The sequence below is a fragment of the Psychrobacter sp. FME13 genome, from assembly GCF_014861395.1.
Lineage (GTDB): Bacteria > Pseudomonadota > Gammaproteobacteria > Pseudomonadales > Moraxellaceae > Psychrobacter.
Window position 1 is genome coordinate 1 of record NZ_RRYV01000064.1, and the last position, 16,422, is coordinate 16,422.

The window sequence follows — 16,422 nt, forward strand, 5'->3', positions numbered from 1 at the left end:
TTCAATATAGTGACAAGCCATCTGCCGGCGCCTTTGGGGCGCTACCACTTTTTTGTCATGGCATCCTGTAGAATATCGGACTTAAGACATTCGTCAGCATACATCTTCTTAAGACGTGCATTTTCAACTTCAAGTTCTTTTAAGCGCGCAATTAAAGAGGCATCCATGCCGCCATACTTTGAGCGCCAGTTGTAAAAGGTACTTTGGCTGATGTTATGCTCGCGGCACAGCTCAGTGATAGGAACGCCTTGTTCGGCTTGTTTTAGGATGTTGACGATTTGGTTGTCGCTAAAGCGTGTCTTTTTCATAGGATTCTCCTGCTGGTGTATTTTAGCAGTTAATCTCTATTTGTAAGTGTTCTTATTTATTGGGGGGATTACCGTAGGTGCTAAGTCATTAATCATAGGTGTAAATAATTATGTAGGATAAATATAATAGAAAATTTGGTATGTGCACGCGTAGCGTGTAATATTGCTTATACAGTTTGAGACAGTCCAGCATTTATGCTTATGATAATATTGATTGATTTTTAACAGTACATATTGGCAGTTAGTGGCGACATTTAATATCGGTAACCAATGCTTTAAAGTAAAGCATAGAGAGGGTAGAGTGTATGGGTTGTAATTAACTCAATCACTTTCGGTTTTTATAATATTAATAATATTACTAACGCAAAATAACTAGGTATATATAATGAAAAAACAACCAGCACAGTGGCTACTCAGTGCAGCGTCAGTGGGCATCGCCGGTATCATTCTTGCTCAAAGCTATGGAACCGCCGTAGCCGACACCAATACTGAAAGTTTCGTACAAACTCCTGAACAAAAAGTCACCACTCGCCAAGTCGCTGCATTGTTGGATCGTAGTCATTATCTCAATCAGCCTCTGGATAGTAAAACTGGTGCTGAGATTCTGTCTATGTATATTGACAGCCTTGATCCAAACCATACATTATTTTTGCAGTCTGATGTCGATGAGTTTAAGAAAAAATATGGCGATGATTTCGGTGCTAGGCTCAAGCGTGGCGATTTGTCTGCGGGAGTCGATGTTTTTGAGCGCTATCGTAAGCGCTCAAAAGAGTATTTTGAGATGGCAAGTAAGATGCTAAAAACTGATATCGACTTGACTGGTGACGACACAATCGTGCTTGATCGCGAAAAGCTCAATCATTTCAAAACCAAAAAAGAGCAGCGTGACTATTGGGCACGCCAGTTAAAATTTAGTTTGATAAGTATTACGCTTGGTCAAGAAGACGAAAAAGCCAAAGAACAAGTTTTCTTAGATAATCCAGACATTACGCGTGGACAAGACTTGGTGCGCAATGACCAGCGAACACCAAGTGAAATTTTATTAAATCGTTTGTCACGCCAGCAAGAGCAGTCGAAACGCCTTACCAATGATGAAATCATGGAAACGGTTCTCAATACAGCGATGCTGACATACGATCCACACAGTAATTATTATGCACCAATTCAGGCAACTGAGTTGCAAATTCAATCCAGTTTACAGTTAGAAGGAATCGGTGTATCTATTCGTCCAGATCGTAAAAACCCAGATTATACTCGTATTGTGACCTTGGTAGATGGAGGCCCAGCGGCTAAGTCTGGTCAAATCAAACCCAATGATTTGATTGTTGGTATTGCAAAAGATGGTGAGACCATGACAGATGTAGTGGGTTGGTCAACCCGCGAAATTGTCGGTTTGATTCGTGGTAAGCGCGGTACCTCAGTAACGCTTAAACTACGCCAGCCTAATACACCTGATGCCAGTGCTCGTACGGTAACTGTGGTACGCGATATCATTCAGCAAGAAGAATCGGGCGTGACCCATCGCGTTGTAGAAGTGCAGCGCCCTAATATTGATAAAACGCCGAAGCGTATTGGTGTCCTAGAAATTCCAAGTTTTTATCTCAATTATCAAGCACGCCGTAATGGTGAAGACTATCGCAGTGTCAGTATCGATACCGAAAATGCGCTGAAAGCCTTGAACAAAGAAAACATCGATGGGCTAGTTGTTGATTTACGTAATAACCCAGGCGGTTCGTTAGATGAAGTGGCTAAAATGCTTGGCTTCTTTATTAAAAGCGGACCTATGGTACAAATCCGTGACAATCGTGGCAATGTTCAAGTCTACCGTGATGACGATGGTGGTGAGCAGCTTTATGATGGTGATATGACGGTCATTACCAACTTAGCCTCTGCATCAGCCAGCGAGATATTTGCAGCGGCTATTCAAGATTATGGTCGTGGCCTGGTCGTTGGTAGTACCACGACAGGTAAAGGTTCTGCTCAAATTCAGCTAGATAGTTTGGCGTTGGGTTCTGCTACTTTAACGCAGCGCAAGTTTTATCGAGTGACTGGTGGTAGTACGCAAAATAAAGGCGTTGTGCCTGATGTTGAATTGGTCAATATCTATGATGATGCAACCTTTGGTGAGCGAGCACAGAAAAAAGCACTTCCTTGGGATACTATCAAAACAGCTCCTTACAAGCCTGAAGGGAAGTTTACTAGTGATACATTAGCGACTCTTAATCAACAGTCTAAAATTCGTCAAGAGCAAAATCCACAGTTTGTGTATTTATCAGCGTTGAATGATATTCGTGATATGGAAGATGAAAAGAAACCTATCAAACTTGATATTAATAGTCGCCGAGCTAAGATGAAGTTGATTGAAAAGCGTTCATTAGAAGCTGAAAACAAACGCCTCATTGCTACTGGAGAGCGTCCTTATGCAAATTGGAACACTTATCAAGCAGCCATGGATGCAAAGTTTGAAGAACGTAGCCGTATGAAAGCCAGTGAGCGTCCAGAGTTACCTGAAGATGAAGTCTTCATCAACGAAGCGGCTTACATCATGCTCAGTGCTAAACCTGAAATGCTGCTAAGTCCAGAAGATAAGTTGTAACAGGTTCATGTAAGCATATGCTTACATTAATAGACGTTTATACCTCTTACTAACTATGGGTCAATCTGCGATTATAACTGTACGGCACGACTGAACGAATAGGTTCATTGGTACTAGGGATTGGTATCTTAAAAGTCGCATCAAGGATAGATGGTTTGCTGATTAAGGATGATAGGGCTGGATGCCCGAAATAGTTAGAAAATACCCCGGGATTAGGTATCTTTTAACGATGACATGGATGGTTAATGATAAAAGCCGCATAACGCTTGTCGTTATGCGGCTTTGTTATGTTTGAAGGGTAGTAGTCAACAGGTTTATGACGACATACTTATTCTTTATTATCTATCGTCTATAAAGGAGCGGAGCTACAGCGTTGACCTCGCTTGAGGTATCACATATACGCTTATACCCGATTGCTTGATATTTATCTTTAACTGAATCAACCGTATCTGACGGCATACAGTTTGACGACATAAAGCCTTAGTAGTATTTTCTATAAGTTATAGGCCTAAAAACAGGCACAAAAAAAGCCAGTAGCGATAACTACTGACTTTTTAGATAAAATGATAATAGCTTATCACCTCATCTTTTCTTACTATTCTTTAGAATAGATTAGTGCTCAACGCCACCAGCACCATGCACATGGCCATGGTTTAGTTCGTCTTCAGTTGCTGCACGTACTTCTTGAACTTCAACGTCAAACGTTAGACGCTTACCAGCCAATGGATGGTTTGCATCAACAGTTACTTCTTTGTCGTTTACGTCAGTAACGGTCACTAGCATTACTTGGCCGCCAGCTTCTGACTGAAACTGCATACCAGGTTGGATGTCATCAACGCCTTGGAAGTTTTCACGTGGTACGTGTTGTACCGCTTGCTCTTGGTATTCGCCGTAGCCATCAGCAGGCTCAACAACAGCATTTACTTGTTCGCCAGCAGATTTACCTTCTAGCTGTTTTTCAAGACCTGGAATAATGTTGCTATGGCCATGCAAATAGGCAAGTGGTTGACCTTCTGGTGATTGGTCAAGGATGTTGCCTTCGTCGTCTTTTAGTGTGTAATTGAATTTGACGGCTGTATCTTTTGCGATAGTAGTCATAAATTATCCTAAATATTATATCTATGTAAAAAATTAAATACGGTTGCAATAAACCTAAAAAATTCAATTAGCAAGCCAAATAGCCACGTCATGAGTCAATTATCATCAGTTTATTAAAGTAACTTTAACAGTTAGCATCTTTAATTGAGATGCTACATATAACTTTCAAGGTAAAAGTACGAAAAAATGCTATTTAATCCTAATAAATGCCATATTTTATAGAAAAATTTTTGTTTTTCATCGTTTGAAGACGGTTATAAGGTGTTGCTAGTTTGGCATTTGCGTTTTTGGGTAAGGCTCTCTAACATAACTATAAAAATAAGGATGAAATGACCATGACTTCAGTTACTAGCAATCAGTCAGTAGTAACCAATAACATCGAGAATAGTTTTAATAATAATGATTCGAATACGATGCCTAATGTTAGCTATCGATTCGATTTTGAGCGTTTCTTTGAACATTTGGTTGATGTATCGCTTAGCTTTACCGCAACGATTGACGCTCCCCAGCTTTGGTTACCAGCATGGATACCGGGCAGTTATCTAATGCGTGAGTTTGCGCGAAACATTACCGCTGTGCATTATGAAGTGTTAGATAGCCAAATAGTAGGCGATAACAAAAAGTCCGAGAGGTATCGTGGCCAAAAAATAGACAAACATACTTGGCAGTTACCAGAAGTTAAAGTAGGACAGGCAGTCGCGGTTTATTATGAGGTGTACTGTTATGATTTATCAGTACGTACTGCCTATGTCGACCAGCAGCGTTTATATGGTAATTTTACGTCTTTAGCATTGGCGATCGATGAGCAAGAACATAAACCTGTCACTGTGAGCTTAATCGTACCAGCTGCATTTTTTGCAGATAAAGAGGAAGAGCGTGTACGTTTGGCCTCAGGCTTAGAATCTGTGCACTTAAAAATCGACGGTCAATACAGCTATGGATTACAAGCAAAAAGCTATCACGAGCTGATTGATTACCCTTTTGAAATCGCAGAACAAGATAAGTTTGATTTTATTGTTCAAGATGATACGCATCAAACGTTACCTCACAGCTTCTATCTGGCTGGTAAACACAATGCTGATATGGGCAGAGTACAGCAAGATGTCACTCAGATTTGTCAGACGTACTTAGACTGGTTGGGCGATGCACCGTTTGATGATTATACTTTTATGACGTTTGCCAGCGGTCACGATTATGGTGGTCTGGAACATATCAATTCGACCAGTTTGATCATTCCGCGCCGTGACTTGCCAAGTGTCGATGAGCCAAAAATCCCAAGTGCCGAGTATCAGCGCTTTTTAGGTTTGTGTAGCCATGAGTATTTTCACGCATGGTGGGTTAAAACAGTACGTCCAGATGTAATGTTGGATGTCGATTTGCGTCGTGAAGCTTTTACGCCATTGCTATGGGTGTTTGAGGGTTTTACCTCTTATATCGATGATTTTATGTTGCAAGCATCAGGTGTGATTGATAAAGAAAGCTATCTTAAATTATTAGCCGAACAAATCAATCGTTATTATCAAACGGCTGGTCGTGCGTATCAAAGTGTTGCAGAGTCGAGCTTTGATGCTTGGATTAAGCTGTATCGCAATGATGAAAACACAAATAATGCAGGTATCAGCTACTACAATAAAGGTGCATTGGTAGCCTTGTGTTTGGATTTAACACTGCTGCAACACACAGATGGTCGTTACCGTCTATTTGATGTGGTCAAGGCTTTTTATACACAGGCTAAGCAAAACGACAACAAACGAGTGGGTATCAATAGTGCTGATATGGGTGCGGTGATAGGGCAGTTTATACCACTAGCAGTTTGGGAAGATTTTGAGCGTCGATATGTCAATGGTGTTGAAGAGCTCCCTATCGAAGCACTGTTGGCGGCCAATGGCACTAAAATACGTACCAATACCAAAGAAACCGCCGATAAGCATGTACCGTGGGGCATGCGCTGTACGGAAACACCAGCGGGCCTGAAGGTCAATCGCGTACAGCGTGATAGTGCCGCTGCTAGAGCTGGTATATCAGCGAATGACATTATGGTGGCGATTGACGGTATCAAAGCTGATGCAAAACAGTTAGCATCACTTAGTACTGCCACGCATGACGTGGAATGTCACTTATTTCGCCGCGATGAATTGATGTGTGTGAATGTGCTACCTAAAGCGGCTATTGAGCTTGACGTTGATGAAGGTATCGATACCAGTCATGACACGACTGTCCCATATAAAGTCAGTCTGCATTTAATCAAAGGCACGAAACCGTCTGATGCTAACGATAAACAGGATTTAATAGAGGAAGATTGGCAAGCATGGCTCAATGTTATGAGCCGCTATTGAGTATCGAGCGTTTTTCTATCCGTAAGCGTTATAGTTGCTCCTGACAATCAGCGATCAAGCACCATCCTGTACCAAAAACAGTTTTGGTTCAGGATGGCTATGTTTATGGCGAAGCGTTATCAGCAATTCGCTATATTTTATAGACTTTAAGGTCTAATTCACTGGCTGCTCAATTTGTACTTCATCACTATCAGTGCTGTTGGTATCATCATCAATTGCGTTATTATTGGCTTGAGGTTCATTATTAATAACTTCTAAAGCAGCAATCCAGTTTTGCATTAACTGAATTTCAGCTTGCTGTGCGTCAATGATATCTGTAGCGAGCTGGCGCATCTCTTCGTTAGTACCGTATTTCAGTTGAATTTTTGCCATTTCTACCGCGCTAATATGATGCGGTAGCATGCCGCGTGCAAATGCCATATCAGGTACAGGATCTGCAATCCCTAATACCATGTCACCATTCAAGACATCCATACTTCTCGCATAAGCTTCTTGCATAGCTTCAGTATTGGGTTTAGGTTTGACGGTATCAGGGTGGCTAGCAAGCCATTTATTTAAAATATCGATCTCTACTTGCTGATTATCAATAATATCTTGAGCCAGTTGACGTATCTCTTCATCGCTACCATATTTTAGTTGGATTTTTGCCATTTCTATCGCACCGCGATGATGACCAAGCATCGCTTTAGCAAAGGCGGTATCAGGATCGTTATAACTCATGCCAATCATCATTTCATCATGCATTCTTGTCATCGCTCTTGTGTAATCTCTGAGCTCATCCGTCATTTGGCCTTCATCTATGATGTCTTCATCTTCTGACAAGTCATTAGCATCGTTTTCTTCAGGGGTTTCAGCCATGTCTGTTACGGGTGAGATGGTCTCTTCGTCAAGACTTGCTTCGCTATTTTCTGTTTTCGGCTGACAGGCACTCAGTATAAGTGCAGTAGAAATACTGGTGACCAATAACACAAAACGATGAGAAGCAATCATGAGATATCCCTAAAATAAAAAATCAATAATAAATAAATGTGGCCTATTATACATAACCAATGATGTTTTTAAGCTTAACAGACAAACCTTACTCGTTCGAGACACTCTGTTTAATAGGTCGTAAGCTATTTTCTTGAGCCCGTATTCGATGTGTATGGGATTGACGGTAGGTTCGTCTTAAATACCTAGCTGCTGGAAGTGCGCACTATCTAAATGAATTTGTATAGACTCACCAACTGCTAAATCATTCAATTTAAACCCTGCAACTGACCAACGTATCAAACGCAAGCAAGGCAGTCCCACATGTGCAGTCATGCGTCTTACTTGACGGTTTTTACCTTCATAAATAGTTATCATTAACCATGAGTCTGGCACACTTTTACGCTCACGTATTGGTGGATCACGTTGCCATAGCGGCATCGGTAGCTCATCTGCACTTATGTGTTTTACCTCAGCAGGGAGAGTTTTGCCATCTTTTAGCACCACGCCGTTTTGCAGCGCTTTTAGTTGTTCAGGAGTTGGGATTCCTTCGACTTGCACCAAGTAAGTCTTGCTTTGTTTGCGCCCTGCATTGGCTTTGGGTGGATGGGTAATCGCTTTATTGACGCGTCCATCATTGGTCAAAATCAGCAGACCTTCTGAAGCAGCATCAAGCCGACCAGCTACTCGTAAGGATTTATCAGTAAAATACTGGGATAGGGTAGTATGGTTATTGTTACTGTCATCTCTGAACTGGCTTTGTACCCCATAAGGCTTATTAAATATAATGAGACTAGAAGTCGACATGGAGTGATATTTCCTGAATTTAAATCGTTAGTGAGTCATTACAGCAGATATTCGATACTAAAAATAAGCTAAAAGTAGCTATAGGCTAATTACTATAGTCAATCTCATGTAAATCCGCTACATCGTCATCCTCGCCAAGCATAATAATGTATAGCTTGCACTTGGTTTGCTTGTATCGAAATTATTTGAACGTAACTATATAGTTTACATGTTTGTTTATAAAACTAGATCAATACCAAAATAATATTTTAGAAGGCTTAAAATCATTTTGTAAAAATAGTATTCATATTTTTGATACATAAATGTGTTGTAGGTAAGAGCTGTTGCTGTCTTCAAGTTTGTGTAGTTAATAAGTGTTCAAAACACTATTATAATAAAATAGCTAGCATAACAGAATGCCAGTAGCGCTTGCGATATCTAACAGACAACTAAGGAGTTTTGTTTTTGGTAAAGCGACAGTCCACAATGGGTATTTCCTAAGAGTATTTAAGCTTTGAGTAGTATGGTCTATGGATGTGTATCCACCCCAGCTACTTTATGTAGGTGTTTTTTATTTGACTCTATACAAAGCTTGTAGAGGTCGCATAAAAAAACACCTCAACGCCATAAGACGGTTGAGGTGTTTTGTTTACTAAGACTTAATCGCCTAAGTATAATCGATTAGCTATTACAGCGATGCTAATGCTTCATTAAACAAAGCGCTTGGGCGCATTGCTTGTTTGGCCAATGCTTCATCGGCATAGTAGTAGCCTTTGATGTCTACAGGTTTGCCTTGAACTGAGTTAAGCTCTTTAACAATGGCAGCTTCATTTTCTTTGAGCTTTTGCGCCAATGGTGCGAACTTCGCTTTTAGCTCGCTATCTTGATCTTGTGCTGCTAGCTCTTCAGCCCAGTACATAGCTAGATAGAAGTGGCTGCCACGGTTATCTAACTCACCAGTCTTACGTGATGGTGACTTGTCATTTAATAGTAGCTTTTCTGTCGCTGTATCTAGTGTGTCTGCTAATACTTTGGCTTTAGCATTTTTGTCATGTTCTGCCAAATGCTCCAAAGATACTGTTAAGGCTAAGAACTCGCCCAATGAATCCCAACGTAAGTGGTTTTCTTCTGTTAGCTGTTCAACGTGCTTAGGTGCTGAACCGCCTGCACCGGTTTCAAACAAACCGCCACCCTTCATTAATGGAACAACAGACAGCATTTTAGCACTGGTGCCTAGTTCTAAAATTGGGAACAGATCAGTGAGATAGTCACGTAGAATGTTACCAGTAGCAGAGATGGTATCAAGACCACGAGCGACACGCTCTAAGGTATAGCGCATGGCACGTACTTGTGACATGATTTCGATGTGTAGGCCTTCAGTGTCATACTCTTTTAAGTACGTTTCAACTTTTTTGATCAGCTCATTTTCGTGCGGACGGTATGGGTCAAGCCAGAAGATAACTGGGGTATCTGATTCGCGCGCGCGGCGTACGGCAAGTTTGACCCAATCTTGGATAGGCGCATCTTTGACCTGACACATGCGCCAGATATCACCTTTTTCCACACGTTTTTCTAGCAAGACTTCATCGGTATCAATATCAACAATACGCGCAATACCTGCATCGCTAGACTCAAACGTTTTATCGTGTGAACCATACTCTTCGGCTTTTTGTGCCATCAAGCCAACGTTAGGAACCGTGCCCATGGTTTTTGGATCAAAGTTACCATGCCATTTGCAGAAATTAATCATCTCTTGGTAAATACGTGCAAAGGTAGACTCAGGCATGACGGCTTTACAATCATACATTTTGCCATCAGCGCCCCACATTTTACCGCCTGAACGGATCATCGCTGGCATAGAGGCATCAACGATCACATCACTTGGTGAGTGGAAGTTAGTAATACCTTTTGAAGAGTCAACCATCGCTAGACGTGGACGATGCTCTTGGCACGCATGCAAGTCTTGTTCGATCTCTTCACGCTTTGAGGCTGGTAGTTTTGAGATTTTGTCATACAGATCGGCCATGCCGTTGTTGACGTTGATGCCTAGCTCATCAAAGAAAGCACCATGCTTTTCAAAGGCTTCTTTGTAGTAGATTCTGACCGCATGTCCAAACACGATAGGGTGAGATACCTTCATCATGGTCGCTTTTACGTGTAGTGAAAACAGAATACCAGCTTCGCGGCAGTCTTCCATTTCACGCTCATAAAACTCTAGCAGTGATTTTTTGCTCATGACCATCAGGTCGATGACTTCTTTATCAAGCAAGGCAATTTCAGGCTTTAAGACTTTTTTGGTGCCATCATCAAGTAGTAGATCCATACGTACAGTACGAGCTTTATCTAAAGTGATAGATTGCTCGCCATCATAAAAATCGCCACCGTGCATGTGTGATACGTGCGTGCTTGACCACTGCTTCCATTCACCCATAGAGTGTGGATGCTTACGTGCATAGTTTTTAACGGCTTTTGGTGCGCGGCGATCTGAGTTACCTTCACGTAGGACAGGGTTAACTGAACTGCCTAAGCTTTTACCATAACGCTTACGTAATGCTTTTTCTTCGTCAGTTTGTGGGTCTTCTGGAAAATCAGGAATGGCAAACCCTTTGCTTTGCAATTCTTTGATACAGGCTTTGAGCTGCTGTACAGAAGCACTGATGTTTGGCAGTTTGATGATGTTGGTATCAGGATCTTGTGTCAGACGACCTAGCTCCGCTAAGTTGTCAGGTACACGCTGCTCTTCAGTTAGGTACTCAGGGAATTCAGCCAACACTCGAGCGGCAACTGAGATATCAGTGGTTTCAACAGAAACGCCTGCTGTTTGGGCAAAAGCTTCAACAATGGGTAAAAATGACAGGGTCGCTAGCGCTGGGGCTTCATCAGTTTTTGTATAAATGATTTTTGACATTGTAATCGGGTATCCCTTTAGTTGTCGTTAATAATAATGCATACATATAATGTCGAATACAGTTTGGAAATACTACGTACAAACAAATTATATGATTGGATCAAGTACATCATGTGTCATCTCTAATAAATGATTAGAAATCACTTAAGTTTTTCTTTTACCTACGTTTGTTAATAGTCATTAGGGTAATGTGATTTTTTGACTGTCTACACGTGACTGCCTGAGAGTCATAAATCACCAAGTTTATATTATAGTTGATTGACTACAAACGAGCTATGATGTCAATCTTGTATAATGAACTAATTATACTATGTTCATACATACCCTATGTGTTCAAATTATTATAAGCTAATAACGACCTTATTCTATCAGTCATCAGCTTTGATATCATCTTTTCCATGCAACTACTGCTTTTTCATTGGCTTTTATTGCGTATGTAAGGTATAGTATATTTGCATTGTTATAAAAACCACCTACATTATAGTCGGTGGTTTTTTATCGGATATAGATAAGTTTTTGCAAATTGTGACAGCATGCTCACAAAAATTTGCTAGGCTAACAGCTAATAGAAAGCAAAAGATAGTGAATCTTATGAGTTTACAGTATGCATTACTCAGTGATACGAGCTGGCAGGGCTTAACAAATTGGCAAACGCCTGACACGCCTTTTATGTCATTTGCTTTTTGGCAAGCACTTACGGACACAGGTGCTATCGGTGAAGCAGCAGGATGGCTACCTATTTTTATCGTTGTCTATCAAGTCGATGATTTGCCAGACGCAGCAATCACTGAAACTATGCCAGCAGAAAATACGACTGAAGTAGACATCACGCATTCAGTGGCAGTCATGCCTGTGTTTGTAAAAGCTCATCATCAAGGTGAGTTTGTTTTTGATCACTCATGGGCAGAGGCGTATGCGCGTTATGGGATTGATTACTATCCAAGATTGGTCACCAGTGCGCCATATACCCCAATTACAGGTCAGCGTTTGTGGCTAGCTGAAGGTGAGAGCCTAAGTGCAGACGTTATAAAGACCGCTATGGCTGGCGTAGACGACATTGCTCAGCAAGTCGGTGCCTCAAGTTGGCATGGTTTATTTGTCACAGCTGAGATGGTCAATGTCGCTAACGATGCTATGCCGACAGGTGTCGATGTAGAACGCGCGCTCGCGGACCAAGCGACCCAAAATAGTTTTGAGCCAACTGCTATTGAAATGCCTATACTTGAACGTCAAGGCTGTCAGTTTTTGTGGCAAAATAAAGACTTGCTCAATGACAGTCAACCTTTTGCGGATTTTGATGCATTTTTGATGACGTTAAAAGCCAAAAAGCGTAAAACCATTCGGGCAGAGCGTCGTAAAGTTGCTGAGCAAGGCATCATCTGCCACCGAAAGTGCGGTGCAGATATTACCGATGCAGACTGGAAGGCTTTTTATCACTGCTATGTCATGACATATGCAGTACGTGGCCAGAATCCGTATTTGAGTGCAGAGTTTTTTATGAGCTTAGCAAAGAATATGCCTGAGCATTTATTTTTGGCTCAGGCTGTCAATAATGAAGGCGTAATTATTGCCAGTAGTTTGTTCTTATACGATAAGCCTGATAGCAAAAATGCGACTCTTTATGGGCGTTATTGGGGTGCGCTGGGTGAGTACGACAGTTTGCATTTTGAGCTGTGCTATTACCAAGGCATTGAGTTTGCCGTTGAGCAAGGTTTGAGCTACTTTGACCCAGGTACGCAAGGGGAGTATAAGCTGATAAGAGGTTTTGTGCCGACCAAAACGCATTCGTTACATCGTATTTACGATCCACGTTTTGTGCCAGCTATCGCCAATTTTTGTACCCAAGATCGTCATCATATGGCGCAATATCGACAGCAAGCCCATGAAGCGTTGCCTTTTAACGCTGACAACATGCCTGATTTTTTGGAATAGGTATTTGTATGCTTATTGGTAGCATCCCATCATTAATATTAGCTGTGAATTATGACCAATCGTTATTCTGTACCATCTTCCCAAAATGTACCGCCACCTGAATTATTGCCATGGCTGCATGCCAAAGGCTCGTTAACAGCCTTGCTAGAAGTTAAAGCGGGGCAGCCTTTGCGCGTTACCCGCAGCTTTGAGGGTTATCGTCAGCTGTCTCTGATACAAAAGCAGCAACTAGGGCTACGGGGGCCTGCGCTTAATAGGCCCATGCTGGCATGGGTGCGTGAGGTGAATTTATACGGCGATGATGAGTTGCCATGGGTCGCAGCTCAAAGCATCTTTCCGTTATCTAGTATAAAAGGTCGCGCACGGCGATTGCAGCAGCTAAAAGGCACGCCCATCGGGTACGTGCTATTCAAACGGCGTCGCACTCTGCCCAACCAGCGCTCTATTTGTCACATGGCAGAGGGTTGGCAACGACATACGCGTTATGATTGGTATGGGCGCCAGTTTATGATTAGTGAGACTTTTCTGTCCAGTTTTTACTAAGGTGTATAGCCATAAATAATACGGACGCACGGTCAATAAATGACTCATAAATATGAGATGTTTTAGTCATTATATGAAGTAAAATATTATCAATGTTTATAGAAACAGCTATGACTGATAACCGTTCAAAAAATAGCTGCTTGATGTGATTTACTCAGGGTAAACTGAGCTTTTTTGCGTTTGTAATATCCCGTTTCATGATACACTTGCGCTAGCAATGACGAAGATACCGCACGCCGAATATTGGGCATGGCTGACCGTCATTAGCCGCTTTAATATTGGCTGCCTTTTAATCGCGCCCTTTTAATACTGCCTTTGTAATCGCGCCTTTTTAATTACAGACACTTTTAATTACAGACACTAAATAGGACATCAATATGTTTAAAAATATCTCTCTTCAAAGTTTTGATCCAGTACTGGCTGAAGCGATGGCTGCAGAAAGCGTTCGTCAAGAAAACCACATCGAGCTTATTGCTTCAGAGAACTACTGCTCACAAGCAGTGATGGAAGCGCAAGGGACTGATCTAACCAACAAATACGCTGAAGGTTATCCTGGCAAGCGTTATTACGGTGGTTGTGAGCATGTAGATGTTATAGAACAGTTAGCGATTGACCGTGCTAAAGAATTGTTCGGTGCAGAGTATGTGAACGTTCAGCCACACTCTGGTAGCCAAGCAAACTCAGCGGTGTTTTTAGCATTGCTAGAAGCAAATGACACGGTATTGGGCATGAGCCTAGACGCTGGTGGTCACTTGACGCATGGTGCGCACATCAACTTTTCAGGCTTGAACTACAATGCCGTACAGTACGGTTTGGTAGATGGCACTGGTCTGATTGACTATGACCAAGTAGATGCGCTAGCACGTGAGCACAAGCCTAAAATGATTATTGCTGGTTTTTCGGCATACTCACAGGTGGTCGATTGGCAGCGTTTCCGTGACATCGCGGATGAAGTAGGCGCGTATCTATTGGTCGATATGGCTCACGTTGCTGGTCTGGTTGCTGGCGGTGTTTATCCAAGCCCAGTACCATTCGCTGATGTGGTTACGACTACCACGCACAAAACTCTACGTGGCCCACGCTCAGGTATGATTTTGTCTCGTGATGAAGTGCTTGCTAAGAAGCTAAACTCTGCTGTATTCCCAGGCAACCAAGGTGGCCCATTGATGCATGTTATCGCTGCTAAAGCGGTTTGCTTCAAAGAAGCGTTAGAAGACAGCTTTTCTACTTATCAGCAGCAAGTAGTGAAAAACGCACAAGCGATGGCAAAAGTGGTTCAAGAGCGTGGCTATGAAGTCATCTCTGGCGGTACTGAAAACCATCTCATGCTGATCAGCCTCGTTAAGCAAGAAATGACGGGTAAAGAAGCGGACAAATGGCTTGGCGAAGCTCACATCACTGTGAACAAAAATGCTGTACCAAACGATCCAAAATCACCATTTGTAACTTCTGGTATTCGTATCGGTACACCAGCCATTACTACTCGCGGCTTCAACGAAGCGCAAGCGGGCGACTTGGCAGGTTGGATCTGTGACGTGCTAGACAGCCGTGGTGACGAAGCGGTTGCTACTGAAGTACGTGGTAAAGTAGAAGCAATCTGCAAAGAGTTGCCAGTTTACGAAAAAAACCAGTAAGCTGAACTCTGTACTGATTTAAACAGCGCTTATTAAGCGTTGGTTAAAAGAAAAACCGCTTAGCGTTTGCTAGGCGGTTTTTTTGTTATTACTCTCTCTAAATATTAGGGCAGTAAGCGCAAACTTGTGTTGGTATTGTTATTTAGCACTTTTAATTATGTTCAAATCTATTGTTTACACTAAGAGAAACGACCGACATTTTTGATATATATAGTGAGTTTGACTGTCAATTCCAAAGCGCTAAGTTGATGTTTAATTTAGAAAAACATAAAAATATTTTTGTTTATGTAAAAGTATTAGGGTGTGTTGACAATTACCGTAAATGGATAATCGTCGCTGCTAAATAGATATTAGCAGCAAACGACTCATCCGTTTTTTCAGCACGCATGGCAATTTTCTTGAAATCTTTCAGCTTACAGAAGAAGTTCTCGATTAAGTGACGCCACTTGTACATTTCTTTATCGAAATCTCGTTGCTTTAAACGAGAGCGTTTAGGGGGTATGACCGCTTTGCTACCACGCTCTTCTAAGTCTAGCAGTAGCCAATCCGTGTCAAAGGCTCTATCAGCAAGCAATGCACCAAACTCTTTGTCTTTAATTAAAGGTTTAACGCCAGCCATGTCATGCTGTTGTCCTTTCAATAAAGTAAAATCAACAAGGTTGCCTAACGCATCAACCATTGCCATGATTTTAGTGGTCATACCGCCTCTTGATTTGCCAATTGCCTGATGACAAGCCCCCCTTTTGCGACTTGTCCATGACGATGTACCTTAACAATAGTGCCATCAATCATGGCATACTCTAAATCTGAGTCATTCAGAGCATTAAATAGCTTGCTGAATCTATCGCTTTTTACCCATCGACGGTAGCGCTTATAAACACTGTTCCAGTTACCAAATTCAGGGGGTAAGTCTCGCCACGGACTACCTGTTCGGACAATCCATAGAACAGCTTCGATAAATAGTCGATTATTTACCGCTGTTCTACCAACATCGGTCTCTTTACCTGAACAATACGGTGCTATCTTTGCCCACTGGGCATCACTTAGTGTTAATCTAGTCATAACACTATGATTATCGATTATTCTATATATGTCAACACACCCTAGTATATAGTCGATATTGAGAATTTAGTAATAATACCGATACAAATTGCAATAAATAGTTACATTTTGTATCAGTATCGCTGTAAATGATTATATGAATATTAGGGTGTGTATAGAATTCAAATCAGGGGCAACCAGATAAAGACACAAGCGAGCATTACCGCTGCTGCATAGCTATCTTTGAGCTTATCATATCGCGTGGCAATGC

10 protein-coding genes and 2 pseudogenes are annotated in these 16,422 nt (G+C 41.7%); 5 read left to right on the forward strand and 7 right to left on the reverse strand.

The window, feature by feature from the left end; translation table 11 throughout:
* Positions 1-308: pseudogene (locus tag EI164_RS09130) on the reverse strand (transposase); the annotation flags it as partial.
* A gap of 385 nt (positions 309-693) precedes the next feature.
* Here EI164_RS09130 and EI164_RS09135 point away from each other — a divergent pair.
* Positions 694-2,904, forward strand: coding sequence for a carboxy terminal-processing peptidase (locus EI164_RS09135; RefSeq protein ID WP_192519661.1), 2,211 nt, complete (start codon positions 694-696; stop codon positions 2,902-2,904).
* A gap of 612 nt (positions 2,905-3,516) precedes the next feature.
* Here the strand turns inward: EI164_RS09135 and EI164_RS09140 are convergent.
* The gene (locus EI164_RS09140; RefSeq protein ID WP_192519662.1) at positions 3,517-4,002 is read right to left on the reverse strand and encodes an FKBP-type peptidyl-prolyl cis-trans isomerase; all 486 of its coding nucleotides are present in this window, start codon (positions 4,000-4,002) and stop codon (positions 3,517-3,519) included.
* Positions 4,003-4,337: 335 nt separating this feature from the next.
* Here EI164_RS09140 and EI164_RS09145 point away from each other — a divergent pair, with 335 nt between their 5' ends.
* Complete coding sequence (locus EI164_RS09145; protein WP_192519663.1) at positions 4,338-6,338, forward strand: M61 family metallopeptidase; 2,001 nt, start codon at positions 4,338-4,340, stop codon at positions 6,336-6,338.
* A 153-nt stretch (positions 6,339-6,491) separates the two neighbouring features.
* Here EI164_RS09145 and EI164_RS09150 read toward each other — a convergent pair whose 3' ends face one another.
* The 3 genes from EI164_RS09150 to EI164_RS09160 form a co-directional block, all read right to left on the reverse strand.
* Positions 6,492-7,328, reverse strand: coding sequence for a DUF305 domain-containing protein (locus EI164_RS09150; protein WP_192519664.1), 837 nt, complete (start codon positions 7,326-7,328; stop codon positions 6,492-6,494).
* 177 nt (positions 7,329-7,505) lie between these two features.
* Positions 7,506-8,114, reverse strand: coding sequence for a pseudouridine synthase (locus tag EI164_RS09155; protein WP_192519665.1), 609 nt, complete (start codon positions 8,112-8,114; stop codon positions 7,506-7,508).
* 667 nt (positions 8,115-8,781) lie between these two features.
* Positions 8,782-11,001, reverse strand: a complete 2,220-nt coding sequence (locus EI164_RS09160) for an NADP-dependent isocitrate dehydrogenase (RefSeq protein WP_192519666.1) — start codon at positions 10,999-11,001, stop codon at positions 8,782-8,784.
* Between the two features lie 591 nt (positions 11,002-11,592).
* Between EI164_RS09160 and EI164_RS09165 the strand changes: the two genes are divergently transcribed.
* From EI164_RS09165 to glyA, 3 genes are all read left to right on the forward strand, one after another.
* On the forward strand, positions 11,593-12,933 hold the full coding sequence (locus EI164_RS09165; protein WP_192519667.1) for a GNAT family N-acetyltransferase: 1,341 nt from the start codon (positions 11,593-11,595) through the stop codon (positions 12,931-12,933).
* A gap of 51 nt (positions 12,934-12,984) precedes the next feature.
* Entirely contained in the window at positions 12,985-13,476 is a 492-nt protein-coding gene (locus EI164_RS09170; protein ID WP_192519668.1) for a chorismate--pyruvate lyase family protein, read from the forward strand.
* 377 nt (positions 13,477-13,853) lie between these two features.
* Positions 13,854-15,110 carry a serine hydroxymethyltransferase gene (gene glyA, locus EI164_RS09175; protein WP_192519669.1) on the forward strand — a complete coding sequence of 419 codons (1,257 nt, stop codon included), beginning with the start codon at positions 13,854-13,856 and terminating at the stop codon, positions 15,108-15,110.
* Positions 15,111-15,423: 313 nt separating this feature from the next.
* Here glyA and EI164_RS09180 read toward each other — a convergent pair.
* A protein-coding gene (locus EI164_RS09180) for an IS5 family transposase (RefSeq protein ID WP_192519670.1) occupies positions 15,424-16,172 on the reverse strand; the annotation gives its coding sequence in 2 pieces (ribosomal slippage) (positions 15,424-15,842 and positions 15,842-16,172; 750 coding nt in all).
* Between the two features lie 161 nt (positions 16,173-16,333).
* Positions 16,334-16,422, reverse strand: a pseudogene (locus tag EI164_RS09185) (IS5/IS1182 family transposase); the annotation flags it as partial.